This window comes from Agromyces sp. PvR057 (genome assembly GCF_040547485.1).
Taxonomy (GTDB): Bacteria; Actinomycetota; Actinomycetes; order Actinomycetales; family Microbacteriaceae; genus Agromyces.
This window is the reverse complement of record NZ_JBEPPT010000001.1, coordinates 369,398-385,475: the sequence shown is the minus strand read 5'-3', so window position 1 is coordinate 385,475 and position 16,078 is coordinate 369,398. Positions and strand designations below refer to the sequence as shown.

The window sequence follows — 16,078 nt, the reverse complement described above, 5'->3', positions numbered from 1 at the left end:
GCGCATGCGGATGCGCCTACGCTGAGAGGTGGCATCCGCATGCGCCGCGGCAACGACGGCTGCGACCGTGGTCGACGCGTGCAGGGTGGCCTCGAGAGGCTGGCATGACGTACGAACACCGCCCCTGGCTCGCGCACTACGCCGAGGGGGTTCCGCCCGAGATCGACGAACCGAGCGAGACCCTCGTCGACATGATCGACGCCGCCGTGAAGCGCTACCGGCGCCGCACGGCGCTCGAGTTCTTCGGCGCCGAGACGGACTACCGCGAGCTCGGCGAGCAGATCGCCTCGGCGGCCGAGGGGCTGCGCCGGCTCGGCGTGAAGGCCGGCGATCGGGTCGCGCTCGTGCTGCCGAACTGCCCACAGCACGTCGTCGCGTTCTACGCCGCGCTGCGGCTCGGCGCGATCGTCGTCGAGCACAACCCGCTCTACACCCCGCCCGAGCTGCGGCACCAGTTCGAGGACCACGGCGCCCGCGTCGCGATCGTCTGGAGCAACGTCGCCGACACGGTCGCCGAGTTCCCGAGCGACATCCGGCCCGACCACATCGTCGCGGTCGACGTGTCGAAGGCCCTGCCGTTCGGCAAGCGGCTCGCCCTGCGCCTGCCGATCCCGAAGGCGAGGCGTTCGCGCGCCGCACTCGCGGCGTCGCCTCGGGCTCGCGGGCTCCTGGCATGGGAGCACCTCACCTCGCGACGCGCGCTCTCGAAGCGGCATCCGCGCCCCTCGCTCGACGACACCGCCGTGCTGCAGTACACGAGCGGCACCACGGGAACGCCGAAGGGCGCCGTGCTCAGCCACCGCAACCTGCGGGCGAACGCGATGCAGAGCCGCGCGTGGGTGCCAGGCCTCGACCTCGGCGGCGAGACGTTCTACGGGGTGCTGCCGCTGTTCCACGCCTACGGCCTGACGCTCTGCCTCACGACCGCGATGAGCATCGGTGCCCGGCTCGTGCTCTTCCCGACGTTCGATCCGAAGCTCGTGCTCGATGCGGCGCGGCACTCGCCGCCGACGTTCCTGCCGGCCGTGCCGCCGATCTACGACCGGCTCGTGCGCGCCGCCGAGCGCCGGCCGCAGGCGCTGGCGAGCATCCGCTTCGCGATCTCGGGGGCCATGAGCCTGCCGATCGCGACCGTCGACCGCTGGGAGAGCGCCACGGGCGGGCTGCTCGTCGAGGGCTACGGCATGACCGAGAGCTCGCCCATCTCGATCGGCAACCCGATGGGTCCGACGCGTCGCCCCGGCACCGTCGGGGTGCCGTTCCCCAGCACCGAGATCCGCGTGGTCGACCCCGACCAGCCCGACGCCGATCGGCCCGCCGGCGAGCCGGGCGAACTGCTCGTGCGCGGGCCGCAGGTCTTCCAGGGCTATTGGCGCCGCCCCGCCGAGACCGCCGAGACCCTGCTGCCCGGCGGCTGGCTGCGCACCGGCGACATCGTGACCGTCTCCGACGAGGGGTTCGTCACGATCGTCGACCGCGTGAAGGAGCTCATCATCACGGGCGGCTTCAACGTCTCGCCGTCCGAGGTCGAGTCGGCCCTGCTCGCGCACCCCGACGTGCGCGGCGCGGCGGTCGTCGGCCTGCCCCGCCCCGATGGCGGAGAGGCCGTCGCCGCGGGCGTCGAGCTCCGCGAGGGCGCGGTGTTCGAGGCATCCGCGCTCCGCGACTTCTGCCGCACGAGCCTCACGCCCTACAAGGTGCCGAAGCACATCGAGGAGTTCGACGAGCTCCCCCGCTCGCTCATCGGCAAGGTGCTGCGCCGCGAGGTGCGCGACGCACTGCTCGAGCGGACGTCGCACGACTGACGCCGGGGCGCGCCGTCGCTGCCCGCCTGCCGGCGGGGCCCGTCGCCCCGCGTACGATGACGAGGTGGTCTCCCAGAGCGCACGCGTCGCCGTCCAGCGAACGAAGATCCTGCCGGCGTGGGTTCGACGAGCGGATGCCGCGACGGCCCGGGCCGTGAACGCCGGACCCAGCCATCCCGTGGCCGACCGATTCTGGTCGCGGGTCTCGGGGTTCGCCGACCGCGGCGTGCTCTGGTGGACGATCGCCGGCGTGCTCGCCGTGACCGGTCGCCGCCGCGCAGCCGCGCGCGGGCTCGGTTCGCTGCTCGCGGCGAGCGCACTCGCCAACCTGATCGCCAAGCGGGTCTTCGGCGGCGACCGGCCGCTGCTCGCCGACGTGCCGATCGGACGGCGTCTCCCGAAGCAGCCCGTCTCGCCGTCCTTCCCGTCGGGCCACTCGGCGAGCGCGGCGGCCTTCGCGGCCGGCATCGCAGTCGAGTCGCCGCGCCTCGGCCTGATCCTGGCTCCGGCAGCCCTCGGCGTGGCGTACTCCCGCCTGCACACGGGGGCGCACTGGGTGTCGGACGTCGTCGGCGGGCTCGCGCTCGGCGCCGGGGTGGCCGCGCTCGGCGCCGCCGTCGCGCCCCCGCACCGGCCCTCCGAGCGCGACGGATCCGCTCCGACCGGCACCGACCGCCGTCTTCCCGCCTCGACCGACGGTGCGGGCGTGTTCATCGTCGTGAACCGGTCCTCGGGCACGAGCGTGGTGCGCAGCGACCCGGTGCGCGTGCTCGAACGGCGGCTGCCGCTCGCCGAACTGCACCTCCTCGACGAGGGCGACGACCCGCGGACGGCCGTGCGCGCCGCGCTCGCCCGCGACGAGCCGCCGGCCGTCATCGGCGTCTGCGGCGGAGACGGGTCGGTCGCGGCCGTGGCGCACGAGGCCAGGACCGCGGGGCTGCCGCTCCTCGTCGTGCCGGGCGGCACGTTCAACCACTTCGCACGCACGGCGGGTGCGGCATCCGTCGACCTCGCCGTCGATGCGCTGCAGCGGGGCGAGGGCGTGCGGGCGGATGTCGCCGAGCTCCGGTTCGCCGACGGTTCCCCGATCACGGTGCTGAACACCGCCTCGGTCGGGATCTACCCCGACTTCGTCGCCGAGCGCGAGCGCCTCGAGGGCAGGTGGGGCAAGTGGCCCGCCGCCGTCGCCGCCGCGGTGCGGGTGCTGCGGCATTCGGATCCGGTGACCGTCGTCGTCGACGGCCGCCGGGCCCGCGTCTGGACGCTGTACGTGGGCGTCGGCGGCAACGACCCGGGCATCGCGGCGCCGATGCAGCGCCGGAGGCTCGACGGCGGCGAGCTCGACGTGCGCGTGCTGCATGCCGGCACCCGGGCGCGGGCCGTCGGCGCGCTCGCGTTCGGACGGCGCACGAGCGCCGTGCTCCGCCGACTGCAGCTGCTGCCGGAGCGGCTCGAGTCGTTCACCACCGAGTCGATCGACGTGCTCGTGCGCCCGCGCAAGGGGCAGCCGCCCGGATTCGCCCACGACGGCGAGGTGTCGATCGCGGCGCCGGCCGAGGCGTCCGCCCGCACCGCGGCGCCCGGATACCGCACGACCGTGCGCGTCATTCCTGCGGCGCTCGACGTCTATCGGCCGGCCGCCGATCGCGGGGTCAGAGCAGGCGCCGCGCGTTCGCCCAGGCCGTGAGCTCGTGGCGGCTCGAGAGCTGCAGCTTGCGGAGCACGGCCGAGACGTGCGACTCGACGGTCTTCGTCGAGATGAACAGCTCGGCCGCGACCTCCTTGTAGGCGTAGCCGCGGGCGATGAGGCGCATGACCTCCTGCTCGCGCGCCGAGAGGCGGTCGAGCTCGTCGCTCGCGGCCGCGGTCTCGCCGACGGCGGCCCCGAAGGCGTCGAGCACGAAGCCGGCGAGCTTCGGCGAGAAGACGGCGTCGCCGCTCGCGACCGCGTGCACGGCCCGGCTCACGTCGGCCCCCGACGAGCCCTTCGTGATGTAGCCGCGCGCTCCCGCGCGGATCACGCCGACGACGTCTTCGGCCTTGTCCGAGACGCTGAGCGCCAGGAACCTGGTCGCGGGCACGGATGCCGCGGCGCGGCGCATGACCTCGGCCCCGCCGCTCGTGCCGGCCGGCACGTCGACCCCTGGCAGGTGCACGTCGAGGAGCACGACGTCTGGCGCGGCATCCGTCACCGCGAGCACGGCGGACTCGACGTCGTGCGCCTCGCCCACGACCTCGATCGAGGCGTCGAGATCGGCCTTCAGCCCCGAGCGGAAGATGGAGTGGTCGTCGACGATGACGACGCGCACGGATGCCGCGCCCGCCGTCTCGGCAGTGTTCAGGTCAGCCACGTGCACCCTCCGTGCCGGAGTTTCCGGCGCTCCCCATGCTGCCGATGCGCTCGGCCGGGAACCGCAGGCGCACCTCGGTGCCGACGCCGCCCGCCCCGGGGCGCACCTCGCCCGAGCCGCCGGCCCGGCGCATGCGCCCGATGATCGACTGCCGCACCCCGAGCCGGTCGCTCGGCACCTCGGCGAGGTCGAACCCGTCGCCGCGATCGCGCACGAACACCTCGACCGAGTCGGGCGTCGCCTCGACGTAGACCGACACCTCGCCACCCGCGTGCCGCGCGGCGTTCAGCATCGCCTCGCGGGCCGCGGCGGCGACCTCGCCGCTCGCCCGTTCGCTCGACGAGCCGACCGCCACGACGTCGATCGTCACCGGGTAGTCGATCTCGAGCGCGGCGGCGAAGTCGCGCAGGTCGGTGCCGAGATCGCTGTCGGCGGGCGCCTCGCCGTCGAAGAGCCAGTCGCGCAGCTCCCGCTCCTGGGCGCGGGCGATGCGCGCGACCTCGCTCGTGGCGCCGGCCCGGTTCTGGATGAGCGCGAGCGTCTGCAGCACCGAATCGTGCAGGTGCGCGGCGATCTCGCTGCGCTGCTCCTCGCGGATGCGCTTCGTGCGCTCCTCGGTGAGCTCCCGCCACGCGGTCACGAGCGTGGGCGCGTAGACGAGCCCGATGCCGAGCACCGCGGCGAGCGCGGCCGCGAACGTCGGCACCGGATGCCAGTGGGCGTTCTCGCCGAACACGAGGGCGACGGCCGTGACCAGCAGCAGCGCCGTCGCGACGAGCCGGATCGTCAGCTCGTGCCTCGGGCCGCGCTCGGGCTCGGCCCGGTCGATGAAGGTCGCCCAGGCTCCGGATGCCACGGCCAGGCCGACCCCGGCGAGCACCCCGCCGAACCACCACCGCAGGCCGGCGGCCTCGGCGCCGATCGCGCGCCCCGACGTCAGCCACGCGACGGCGAGCACCGCCGCGGACGCCGAGACCAGCAGCCACGCGACCGGCGCGCGCCGGCTCGGGCGCTGCTCGCCGGGCTCCCACGGCGTGAGCGCCCAGAGCCAGGCGTACAGCAGCACGCCCGCTCCGGCGGCGAGGCTCGTCACGACGAACGCGACGCGCACGACGAGCACGGGCCAGCCGAGGTGCGCGGCCAACCCCGCCGCGACGCCGGTGGCGACGCAGGCGCGCGGGCGCGACATCCGGGGCTCCATGTCTGCCATCCAAGCAGACCCCGGCCCGGCGATCGGGGCCGGGGCGGGCACGCTCAGGGTCGAATCAGGGACTCACCCCATAGCGGGGCATCCGACGCCGCTGCGAGCATCGAGGCATGGAGACGAACCAGACCGCGCCGCAGACCGACCCAGTGCCGGAAGGCGTGCAGGGGGACTCCGCGCAGGTCGGTCCGTCGGTCGACGGAGCGGTCGGTTCGGCTCCGTCAGGCGCGCCCGACGCGACGGGTCCCGGGTTCTACGCCTGGCTGCGCCGCCTCGGGCTGCCGCGCCGCGCCGGATGGCTCGGCGGCGTGTGCGCCGGCATCGGCGCCCGCCTCGGCATCGACCCGATCATCGTGCGCGGCATCGTCGTCGTGGTCGCCGTGCTCGGCGCTCCGTTCGTGCTCCTCTACGCGATCGCCTGGCTGCTGCTGCCCGACACCGACGGCGAGATCCACCTCGAGCGCCTCACCCGCGGCATCGTCGATCCCGCGATCGTGGGCATCGCGGTCATGGGCGTGCTCGGCTTCATCCCGTTCGTGCAGGGCGGATGGCTCGGCTGGCAGTGGTGGGACGAGTGGCCCTACCTCGCCGACCCGATCTTCGGCTTCAACCTCGCGGTGCCGCTGCGCATCCTCTGGACGCTGCTGCTCGTGGGCGGGCTCGTCACCCTCGTCATCTGGCTCGCTCGGCGAGCCTCCCAGAACCCCCCGGCCGGCGGCGGCGGCGCGCGAACGGCTTCCGCAGCCGACGCCGCCCGGTCGGGGTCCACGCCCGCAGCGTCCGCAGCGTCTGCAGCGCCCGCCGGCGCGACGTACGCCGCCCCGGTTCCCCCGGCGAACGGCGACACCCGTTCGCCGGGTGCGGATGCGGCATCCGCCCAGGTGACGGATGCCGCGTCCGCGGCTCCGAGCGACCCCGCCACGGTGTCGGCGACCGAGCCGCCCGTGCCCGCGATGGGCGCCGACGCCGCCGCCATCGCGGAGTGGCGCGAACAGCATGAGGCCTGGCGCGTCGCCCACCGGGAGTGGACGACCGGGCAGGAGGAGGCGGCGCGCGCCGCACGCGCCCAGGCCGCCGCCGAGAACCGCGAGAAGGCCCGCCAGCTCGCCGCGAGCGCCGACGCCGCCAGGGCCGAGCGCCGCGCGAGCCGGCCGCGCGCGAGTGCCGCGTTCGTCTTCACGGTGCTCGGCGTGAGCCTCATCGGCGGGGCGATCGTCGCCCTCTGGGCGCTCGGAGACCCGGAGGTCGCCGCGTACGCGGTGCCCGTCGCCCTCGCGGCCGGAACCCTCGTGCTCGCGCTCGGCATGATCATCGCCGCCCTCCGCCGGCGCCGCAGCGGCGGGCTCGCCTTCCTCACGCTCACGGCCGCGATCGCGATGCTCATCGGCGTCGGCAGCGCGACGTTCGCCACGCAGGGCCGGCTGATCGGCCCCGACGAGAGCATCGGCCTCACCACCTCGCAGCGGCTCGTGCAGCCGATCGGGAACGCCTACATGCGAGCACTGCCGGTCCCGGGATCGCCCGCGGTCGTCCAGCTCACCCAGGGCATCGGCGACACCTGGCTCGGCATCGACAACGGCGCCGTGGTGCTGCTCGACGCCTCCGACGCCGGGCCCATCGACCTCACCGTCTACGACGACGACGGCGGCGCGAGCGTCCTGCAGGTCGACGGGCTCGACCGCGGCGCCCTCGTGCTCGGCGGCGAGACCGGCGCCAGGGCCCTGAAGCCCGGCGAGCAGGTCGACGCCGTGCTCGACCTGACCCAGCGCACCGGCGCCGTCCACGTCCAGATCATGGAATGAGCGAGAACATGACCGAGAACACCGCACGCCCCGCCGACGCCGAACGCCCGTCGAGGAGGGACGAAGGCGCGTACCGAGACCCCGCCGCCGCATCCGACACCGCCTCGGGCACCGCCTCGGGCACCGCCTCGGGCACCGCCTCGGGCACCGCCTCGGGCACCGGCCCGACCGTCGTCATCGACACGGATGCCACGCCCGACGCCTTCACCACGAACCCGGTGCCGCCGGCGGCCGGCGGGCCCGCCCTGTTCACGCCGCCGGCCGACCCCGCGGCATCCGCCGACCGGATCGACTCGGTGTACGCCAGGGCCTCCGCCACGCCCGTGACGCCCGCGCCCGGCCCGACCGTGCGCTGGGGCGCGCTCGTGTGGGCGCTCATCTTCGGCGGCACGGCCGCGCTGACGCTGTGGATCCTCGTGGATCCGGCCAGGCGCATCGCCGCCGACGCCTGGATCGCGGGGCTGAACCCGCTCGCGGCCTGGCTCTACGCGCTCATCGCGGTGGGCGTGATCGTCGCGCTCTTCGGCATCGTCGGCCTCATCCGCCGCGGCGAGCGCGCGCGCCGCACCCCCGCGCGCAGCTGAGCCACCGCCTCACCATCGACCCGACGGGAGGAGAGCGGCGCGAACGGAGGAACACCCCGTGAATCGGGGCCTCCGCTCGAGTCGATCTCCTCCCGTCGCGCGTCGCACGAGAGTTCGGCAGCCGCCGCGCCGGCGTGGGACGCAGCCCCTACAGCTCGAGCCCGACGACCACCGGCTCGGGATGCAGCAGGATGCCGAACTCGGCCTGCACGCGGTTGCGCACGTAGCGCGCGAGCTCGGCGACCTCTTCGGCCGACGCTCCCCCGCGGTTCGTGAGGGCGAGCGTGTGCTTCGACGAGATCGCGGCGCGGGACCCGGGCAGGGCGAACCCGCGACCGATGCCCGAACGCTCGATGAGCCACGCGGCCGACAGCTTCACGCCCGGCTGGGCCGGCGCGGCGTGCGTCACCTGAGCGGATGACTCGAGCGACGCCTGGTGCGCGAGGAACTGCTCGAGCGGCGATTCGTCGAGCGCATTCGCGAGCGGCACGACCTCGTCGGCGGCTTCGGGCTCGACGTACCAACGGGGCGCATCCCCTGGCAGCGACCTGGCCGCATGCTCGCCCACGATCGGGTTCGTGAAGAACGAGCCCGCGCTCACGGAATCGCGGTCGTCGGGGTCGAGCACCATGCCCTTCGAGGCGCGCAGCGCGAGCACGCTCTCGCGCACCCTGGCGATCGGCACGCGGTCGCCGAGGTCGACGTGCAGGGCGCCGGCGAGCTGCGCGTAGGCGACGGGTCGACCGAGCGCCTCGCCGAGCACCGCGACCTCGACCGCGGTGTCGTGCAGGGCGAGCTCGACCGAGACGACGATGCCGCTCAAGCCCTGCTTCAGCACCGACGTGCGGTAGCCGAGCTCGAGCTCGTCGGCCGTCATGCGGCGCGGGGTCTCGGCACCCTCGTCGAGGAACTCGATCGCGACGAGCGTCGACTCGAGCTCCTGCCCGTAGGCGCCGATGTTCTGCACCGGGGCGGCGCCGACGCATCCGGGGATGCCGGACAACGCCTCGATGCCCGAGTAGCCGTGCTCGACGGTCCAGGCGACCAGGTCGTCCCAGACCTCGCCGGCCTGCACCCGGAGGTGCACGGTCGAAGCGTCGGACTCCGCGCCGGGCTCGCCGTCGGGCACGCCGTCGGCTTCGGGCCCGCGCAGCACCTCGATGCCCTTCGTCGCGATGCGGATGACCGTGCCGTCGAACCCCTCGTCGCCGACGAGGAGGTTCGAGCCGCCGCCGAGCGCCATCCACGGCTCGGCGTCGCCCCATGCCAGTGCGGCGGCATCGACGAGGTCGCGCTGCGTGGTCACGGTCACGAGCCGTCGGATCGGGCCGCCGACGCGGAGGGTCGTGAGGTCGGCGAACGTCGGTTCGGTCGCCTCGGACACGGCTTCGGGAGACGTCATCTCGGGATCGCCCACGTCAGCCGAGGACGACGCGGACCTGCGCCTTGCCGAGCACGGTCTCGCCGCCGAACGTCACGGTGAGGTCGATGCGGGCGACGCGCGCCTCGACGTCGAGCTGGCCGACCTTGGCGGTCACGCTCACGGTCGCGCCGAAGGCGGGGTCGACGACCACGGGCCGCGTGAAGCGCACCTGGTAGTCGGCGACCCGGCCGGGGTCGCCGGCCCAGTCGACGACGGGCTGCACGGCGAAGCCCATGGTCAGCATGCCGTGCGCGAGCACGCCGGGCAGGCCGACGGTGGCGGCGACGTCGTCGCGGTAGTGGATCGGGTTGAAGTCGCCTGAGGCGCCGGCGTAGCGCACGAGCGAGTCGCGGGTCAGCGCGAACTCACGCTCGGCCACGACGTCGCCGACGGCGAGCTCATCGAACGAGGGGGTCGCGGACACGGCGGCCATCACTCCTCACCTCGCACCACGAGCGTCGAGATCGCCGTGACGACGTGCTCGCCCGCCGCATCGGTCACCGAGGTCTCGGCGGTCACCATCGAGTGGGGTCCGAGCGTCTTCACGCTCGCGACCGTGAGCGTCGCCGTGAGCAGGTCGCCGGCGACGATGGGACGCGTGGACGTGAACCGCTGGTCGCCGTGCACGACCCGGCTGAAGTCGATGCCGGCGTCGGGCTCGGCGAGCAACTGCGCGAGCGTGTGCTCCTGCACGACGACCGCGAACGTGGGCGGCGCGACGACGTCGGCGTAGCCCGCGGCTTGCGCGGCCTCGGTGTCATGGTTGATCGGATGCGTCGCGAACACGGCGCGCGCGAACTCGCGCACCTTCTCGCGACCGACGAGGTACGGCTCGGCCGGCGGGAAGACCCGCCCCTGCAGCTCGGGGTTCACTGGCACCCGCACAGTCTATTCGGCGAGCGGATGCCGCGGCCGGGCGTCCGCTCCACGCCGCCGCCACGCCCCCGCGCCGCCGCCACGCCGCCGCCAGGCGCCGAGTGGTCATCTTCTGGGGGAATGCGCACGCTGGAAGCCGCAGAACGTGACCTCTCGCGACCGCGGGGCGGCGCGCTCCGCCGCACCGCGCGTACGTTCGAGACGTGACGGCGACGGGACGACCGCTCTCCGACCGCACATGACGACATCGAAGGGATGGGACACCGATGACCGACCGTCAGGCACCCAAGCAGGTCGGCGGAGGACGCCGCACACTCGGGGACTTCGCGCCCAAGCTCGCCGAGCTGACCGATGACGTGCTCTTCGACGACGTCTGGAACCGGCCGGAGCTCTCGCCTCGAGACCGCAGCCTCGTCACGGTCGCCGTGCTCGCCGCCGGCGGAGACCACGACCAGCTCGCGTTCCACCTCGGCCGGGCGCTCGAGAACGGCGTGACCCGTGACGAGCTCATCGAAGCCCTCACCCACGTCGCCTTCTACGCCGGATGGCCAAAGGGCATGGGGGCGACGAACGTCGCGAAACGCGTCTTCGCCGATGCACCGGAGTGATCGTGGAGGGCCCGGGGACTCCGAGAGGGGCGCCCCGGGAAACCCGGGACGCCCCTGTCGATGAAGCCGGAGAGGGTCGAGCTCAGATGCCGACCCAGCCGGTCGCGAGCGCAACGACCGCCGCAACCGCGCCGGCGAAGGCGACGACGAGCACCACCACGTCCCAGCCCGAGGCGATGAGGGGGCGGTTGTGCTCACGACGGGCGACGAAGTAGAGCACCGTCGCGGGCGCCTGCACGATGAGCGAGATGAAGAGCAGCTCGAGGCCGGCGCCGAGCAGCAGGAAGATCACGTAGCCGGTCGCGACCGCCCCGATCACGAGTTCGAGGGTGCGCGAGCGCCGGCCCGCGGCATCCGGCCCGTAGCCGTCGGAGCGGATCGCGATCTTCAGCAGGTAGCCGGCGGCGAACAGGAGCGGCACGAGCGCGAGGGCGCTCGTGAGGTCGAGGGCGAAGTCGAACGCGTCGGCCGAGAAGTAGGCGACGGCGAGCACGACCTGCGCGAATATCGTCGACCAGAGCAGGGCGACGGTCGGCACGTCGCGGGCGCTCTTGCGGGCGAACGCCGTCGGGAAGTCGCCGTCGCGCGCCGCCGTGAAGACGACCTCGGCGGCCATGAGCGTCCACGCGAGGTAGGCGCCGAGCACGGCGACGATGAGCCCGATGCTCACGAACACGGCACCCCACTGGCCGACGGCCGCCTCGAGCACGCCCGCCATCGAGGGCTGGCGGAGGGCGGCGATCTCGGCCGCGGGCAGCACGCCGTACGAGACGATCGTGACCGAGGCGAAGACGGCGAGCACCGAGAGGAAGCCGAGCACGGTGGCCCTGCCGACATCCGTGCGACGCCGTGCGTGCCGCGAGTAGACGCTCGCCCCCTCGACGCCGAGGAACGCGAACACCGTCACGAGCATGGTGCCGCGCACCTGGTCGAGCAGCGGTCCGGCATCGGGTGCGCCGAGCAGGTTCTCGACGAACACGTCGGGTTTCAGCACGGTCAGCGCGATGACGATGAAGACGACGATCGGCACGAGCTTGGCGACCGTCACGATGCGGTTCACCGCCGCGGCCTCGCGCACACCGCGCCGCACGAGCAGGAACGTCACCCACAGCCCCGCGGATGCCGCCAACATGGCGGGGATCGTGTCGCCGTCGCCCAGCACGGGCAGCCACGCCCCGAGCGTCGACATGATGAGCACCCAGTAGGTGACGTTGCCGACGCAGGCGCTCGCCCAGTAGCCGAACGCCGAGAAGAAGCCGAGGAGGTCGCCGAATCCGGTCTTCGCGTACGAGTAGACGCCCGCGTCGAGGTGCGGCTTGCGGTTCGCGAGCGCCTGGAACGCGAAGGCGAGCATGAGCATGCCGGTTCCGGCGATGAGCCAGGCGATGATCGCTCCGAGGACGCCGGTGTTCGCGGCGAACTGGCCCGGCAGCGAGAACACCCCGGCGCCGACCATCGAGCCGACGACGACCGCGGTGAGGCTGCCCGTGCCGAGGCGCACCGTCGCCGGTTGCGCGGCCGTCGGTCGTGTCGTCGACATGGCTCCCCCGATCCCCGTCCCTGCGCCGACGCTACACCGACGAGCGCCCATCAGGGCGAGCGGATGCCGTGGGCGGGCGTGCGCGAGTCGCTCAGCCGCGGGTGCGCGCCAGGCGCCCGCGCAACGACTCGACGAGAAGGTCGAGTCCGAGCTCGAACGCGCGATCGGAGCGCTCGTCGCCGTGCGGCGCGTCGGCGATGAGGCGGCCGAGCGTCTGCGTCTCGCCGTCGGGCTGCCAGATGTCGTGCGGCGAGGCGAGATCGAGGCCGAAGCCGATCGCGAAGGCATCGAGGAGCGCGATGACGCCGAGCACCTCGTCGTCGGGGAAGCCCGCCGCGACGAGCGTCGAGGCGAGATGGTCGTAGCTGGCGATCACGAACGGGTCGGTGATCGTCTTGCCGACGATGAGGGGCACGAGGTTCGGATGCCGCGCGTACATGCGCCGCTGCGCCCGGAGCGTCTCGGCGACGATCTCGTCCCAAGGGCCGTCGTGCAGCTGTGCGCCGGCCTCGGCCGCGAACCGGCCGCGCATGAGCTCGATGATGCCGTCGCGCCCGTCGACGTGGTTGTACAGCGAGGAGGGCGTGACGCCGAGCTTTCGCGCGAGCGCGTTGACGCCGAAGGGCGCGCCCGAGTCGACGAGTTCGAGGGCGGCATCCGCGATGCGATCGACCGAGAGCAGGGGCACCTTCGGCCTGGCCATGAAACGTTCCCCCATCGGATGTCGCAGGATCGGATGTCACGGGTCGCCGTGCCGAATGTCCCGGATCAGGCTATCCGTCTTCCGTGACCGAACCCTGATGTGCATAATAAACGAACACCATTCACTTACCGCGTCGCGACACCCCGGTCGACGCGATCCCCCACCGGCACGACGGCGTGCCCACCTCACTCGGAGAACGAACATGACCGACCTCGACCTCGGCGCGCGAGTGCCGCTGCGTCTGCCCACCGCGACCGCGACCTTCACGATCGGCATCGCCGGCTACCTCGGCGTCAACCTGTCGCCGTACATGATCACGGCCCTCCAGGGCGCCCTCGGCAGCGACGTGCTCACCGCCAGCTGGATCGTCACCGGGGCACTGCTCGCCACCGCCATCACCGGCCTCGCGATCGCCCCGCTCTGCGCCGGCCCTCGCCGCCTGCTCGTCGCCAGGGTCGGACTCGTGATCGCGATCCTCGGCTTCGGCGCGGCCGCGCTCATCGGGGTGCCGGGCGTCGTCGTCGCCGGCCTGCTGCTCGGCGGCGTCGGCGCCGGCGGAGCGGTGGCCGCATCCGGCGCCGCGATCGCCGCGTTCACGAACCCCGACCGCGTCGCCGGCTTCAACGGCCTCGCGAACCGAGCGATCGTCACCGTGATCCTCGCCGTCGTGCCGCTCATCGGCCTCGCCCCGATCGACGTGTTCGGCGCGCTCGCCCTGTTCTCGCTCGTCTCGCTGCTCGTGAGCGGCTGGCTGCCGGCCGCACCCGTCGCCGTGGCGAACGCCGGAGCGGCCGTCGCCGAGGCCGTGCCCGTCGAGGTGCCCGAGACCTCGGCGATCCCGGCGCTGCGCGCCCGCGCCGCGGCATCCGCTCGCCCGACCCGCCTCGCGACCATCGCCGGTTTCGTGCTGCTCGCGACCTTCGCGCTCTGGGCCGTCAGCGAGGACTCGCTCTGGGCGATGGCCGGCGTCATGGGCGCCGAGCAGGCCGCGCTCACCCCCGAGGGCCTCGGCCTCGCGCTCAGCGGCGCCACCGCCGGCGGACTCATCGGCTCGGTGCTGCTCATGGTCGTCGGCAACCGCCTCGGCCGTGCGGTGCCGCTCGTGGTGCTGCTCGTGCTCGGCGGCGTGCTGAAGATCGTGGAGGGCTTCGTCACCGACCCGACCATGTTCATCGTCGTCTTCATCGTGTGGAACACGATCTACGCCATCGCGTTCATGTACTTCGTCTCGACCTCGGCTGCACTCGACGCGCATGGCCGCTGGTCCGGGCCGCTGCTCGCCGTCTACCTCGTGGGCTCGGCCCTCACGCCCGTGATCGGCGCCGCGCTCGTCGAGGTCTTCGGATTCCAGGGCTTCACCGTCGTGCTCGGCATCGCGAGCTTCGTGCTCGCCGTGCCGGCCGCGTTCGCCGCCCATGTCTCGACGCTGCACGAGCGAGCCGAACGCGCGGCCGCCGCCGCGCTCGCCCCGACCGCCGCGTCGACGGGCGCCGAGGCCGACGAGGTGCTCGCATGAGCGGCACGATCTACCGCAACGCCCGCGTCTTCACCGCCGAGCCGTCGGCCCCGTGGGCCGAGGCCCTCGTCGTCGACGGCGACGCGCTCGCCCACGTCGGCGACCTCGACCGCGCGATCGAGATCGCCGGCCGCGACGCCGAGGTCGTCGACCTCGACGGACGACTCGTGCTGCCCGGGTTCACCGACGCGCACACGCACCTCGTCATGATGGGCGACGCGCTCGGCCGCGTCGGACTCACCGATGCGCGCACGCTCGACGAGATCCAGGCCAGGCTGCGCGCAGCACGTGCCGCGGATCCGGCCGCACCGCGCGTGCTCGGCCGCGGCTGGCTCTTCGACTCGGTGCCCGGCGCCCCGACGGCCGCCATGCTCGATGCCGCCGTCGCCGACGTGCCCGTCTTCCTCGACGCCAACGACTACCACTCGTGCTGGGTCAACGGCGCCGCGCTCGCCGACCTCGGCATCACGCGCGACACGCCGGACCCCATCGGCGGGCGCATCGGCCGCGACGCCGACGGCGAGCCCGACGGCATGCTCTACGAGACCGCCGCCCAGCAGTTCGTGTGGGAGCACCTCGCGAGCCTCACCACCGACGCCGACCGCGACGCGGCCGTCGAGCGCACGATCGACGCGTACCTCGCCACGGGCGTCACGGGTGTCGTCGACATGGCGTTCGACGAGCTCGGGCTCGCCGCGTTCCGACGTGCGGCCGACCGCCGCGGCGGCACGCTGCCGATCCGCGTGGTCGCGCACTGGTTCGTCGCCAACACCGGCGCCGAGGCCGCGAACCTCGCGCAGGTCGAGACGGCCGCCCGCCTCGCCGCCGAGACGGCCGCTGCGCCGACCGCGCCGTGGCTGCGCATCGTGGGCATCAAGCTCGTGCTCGACGGCGTGATCGACGCGTGCACGGCCGCCATGAGGCATCCGTACGCCGACGGCTCGAACGCCGAGCCGATCTGGCCGCTCGACGCGCTGAAGCCCGTCGTCGCGGCCGCCGACGCCGCCGGCCTGCAGGTCGCGCAGCACGCGATCGGCGACTACGCCAGCGAGATCGCCCTCGACGCGATCGAGCACGCCGTCGACGTCAACGGCGACCTGCCCCGCCGCCACCGCATCGAGCACCTCGAGTACGCGGCCCCCGGCACGGCCGAGCGGATGTCGCGCCTCGGCGTGACCGCGTCGATGCAACCGGTGCACGCCGACCCCGCGATCTTCGACAACTGGGTCGCCATGCTCGGCGACGAGCGCGTCGACCGGGCGTTCGCCTGGCCCGAGTTCGTGGACGCCGGCGCCCTGCTCGCGTTCTCGACGGATGCCCCGACCGCACCCCACGACGCGCTGCACAACATGTACGTGGCCGCCACGCGCCGCTCCGCGCTCGACCCGTCGTTCGAGCCCTCGCTGCCCGGGTTCGCGCTGCCCCTCGCCGAGGCGATCGGCCACGCCACCCGTGATGCGGCCGCCTCGTGCGGCGACGGCGACGCGCGCGGACGCCTCGCGGCCGGCCTCGCCGCCGACTTCGCGGTGCTCGACGTCGACCCGTTCGCCGAGGGCGAGGCGTCGCTGCTCACGGCGCGCGTGATCCGCACGGTCGTCGCCGGGGCGACGGTCTTCGAGGCCGACGCCATCGAGGGCGACGCCGCGGCCTGACGGCCGACCGCGGC

Annotated in this window: 14 protein-coding genes; 7 read left to right on the top strand and 7 right to left on the bottom strand. The window is 73.8% G+C overall.

The window, feature by feature from the left end; genetic code table 11:
- Positions 1-104 precede the first annotated feature (104 nt).
- Both ABIC29_RS01730 and ABIC29_RS01725 read left to right on the top strand, forming a co-directional pair.
- A complete protein-coding gene (locus tag ABIC29_RS01730; protein ID WP_354242166.1) occupies positions 105-1,805 on the top strand; it encodes a long-chain-fatty-acid--CoA ligase in 1,701 nt (566 codons plus the stop codon).
- A 64-nt stretch (positions 1,806-1,869) separates the two neighbouring features.
- Entirely contained in the window at positions 1,870-3,492 is a 1,623-nt protein-coding gene (locus ABIC29_RS01725; RefSeq protein WP_354242164.1) for a bifunctional phosphatase PAP2/diacylglycerol kinase family protein, read from the top strand.
- On the opposite strand, the gene ABIC29_RS01720 is transcribed toward ABIC29_RS01725, so the two are convergent.
- Both ABIC29_RS01720 and ABIC29_RS01715 read right to left on the bottom strand, forming a co-directional pair.
- Entirely contained in the window at positions 3,458-4,147 is a 690-nt protein-coding gene (locus ABIC29_RS01720; protein ID WP_116082175.1) for a LuxR C-terminal-related transcriptional regulator, read from the bottom strand. The two genes, ABIC29_RS01725 and ABIC29_RS01720, sit on opposite strands and share 35 nt — an antisense overlap.
- A 1-nt stretch (position 4,148) precedes the next feature.
- A complete protein-coding gene (locus ABIC29_RS01715; protein ID WP_354242161.1) occupies positions 4,149-5,345 on the bottom strand; it encodes an ATP-binding protein in 1,197 nt (398 codons plus the stop codon).
- A gap of 128 nt (positions 5,346-5,473) precedes the next feature.
- Between ABIC29_RS01715 and ABIC29_RS01710 the strand changes: the two genes are divergently transcribed.
- Both ABIC29_RS01710 and ABIC29_RS01705 read left to right on the top strand, forming a co-directional pair.
- Entirely contained in the window at positions 5,474-7,162 is a 1,689-nt protein-coding gene (locus ABIC29_RS01710) for a PspC domain-containing protein (RefSeq protein WP_354242159.1), read from the top strand.
- Between the two features lie 8 nt (positions 7,163-7,170).
- Positions 7,171-7,746 carry a hypothetical protein gene (locus ABIC29_RS01705; protein WP_354242156.1) on the top strand — a complete coding sequence of 192 codons (576 nt, stop codon included), beginning with the start codon at positions 7,171-7,173 and terminating at the stop codon, positions 7,744-7,746.
- Positions 7,747-7,894: 148 nt separating this feature from the next.
- Here ABIC29_RS01705 and ABIC29_RS01700 read toward each other — a convergent pair whose 3' ends face one another.
- The 3 genes from ABIC29_RS01700 to ABIC29_RS01690 are packed head-to-tail and all read right to left on the bottom strand — an operon-like array spanning position 7,895 to position 10,048.
- On the bottom strand, positions 7,895-9,148 hold the full coding sequence (locus tag ABIC29_RS01700; protein ID WP_199471246.1) for a UDP-N-acetylmuramate dehydrogenase: 1,254 nt from the start codon (positions 9,146-9,148) through the stop codon (positions 7,895-7,897).
- Between the two features lie 16 nt (positions 9,149-9,164).
- A complete protein-coding gene (locus ABIC29_RS01695) occupies positions 9,165-9,602 on the bottom strand; it encodes a MaoC family dehydratase (RefSeq protein ID WP_116080574.1) in 438 nt (145 codons plus the stop codon).
- Entirely contained in the window at positions 9,602-10,048 is a 447-nt protein-coding gene (locus ABIC29_RS01690; RefSeq protein ID WP_116080573.1) for an FAS1-like dehydratase domain-containing protein, read from the bottom strand. The genes ABIC29_RS01695 and ABIC29_RS01690 overlap by 1 nt, the downstream gene beginning before the upstream one ends.
- 263 nt (positions 10,049-10,311) lie before the next feature.
- Between ABIC29_RS01690 and ABIC29_RS01685 the strand changes: the two genes are divergently transcribed.
- Entirely contained in the window at positions 10,312-10,653 is a 342-nt protein-coding gene (locus ABIC29_RS01685; protein WP_354242152.1) for a carboxymuconolactone decarboxylase family protein, read from the top strand.
- An 82-nt stretch (positions 10,654-10,735) separates the two neighbouring features.
- Here the strand turns inward: ABIC29_RS01685 and ABIC29_RS01680 are convergent, their stop codons facing one another.
- Both ABIC29_RS01680 and ABIC29_RS01675 read right to left on the bottom strand, forming a co-directional pair.
- Positions 10,736-12,193: a basic amino acid/polyamine antiporter gene (locus tag ABIC29_RS01680; RefSeq protein ID WP_116080571.1), complete on the bottom strand. Its 1,458-nt coding sequence runs from the start codon at positions 12,191-12,193 to the stop codon at positions 10,736-10,738.
- 91 nt (positions 12,194-12,284) lie between these two features.
- On the bottom strand, positions 12,285-12,896 hold the full coding sequence (locus tag ABIC29_RS01675; protein WP_354242149.1) for a TetR/AcrR family transcriptional regulator: 612 nt from the start codon (positions 12,894-12,896) through the stop codon (positions 12,285-12,287).
- 202 nt (positions 12,897-13,098) lie between these two features.
- Here ABIC29_RS01675 and ABIC29_RS01670 point away from each other — a divergent pair, with 202 nt between their 5' ends.
- Both ABIC29_RS01670 and ABIC29_RS01665 read left to right on the top strand, forming a co-directional pair.
- A complete protein-coding gene (locus ABIC29_RS01670; RefSeq protein WP_354242146.1) occupies positions 13,099-14,412 on the top strand; it encodes an MFS transporter in 1,314 nt (437 codons plus the stop codon).
- Positions 14,409-16,064 carry an amidohydrolase gene (locus ABIC29_RS01665; protein WP_354242143.1) on the top strand — a complete coding sequence of 552 codons (1,656 nt, stop codon included), beginning with the start codon at positions 14,409-14,411 and terminating at the stop codon, positions 16,062-16,064. Before ABIC29_RS01670 ends, ABIC29_RS01665 begins: the two co-directional genes overlap by 4 nt.
- The last annotated feature ends 14 nt before the right edge of the window (positions 16,065-16,078 follow it).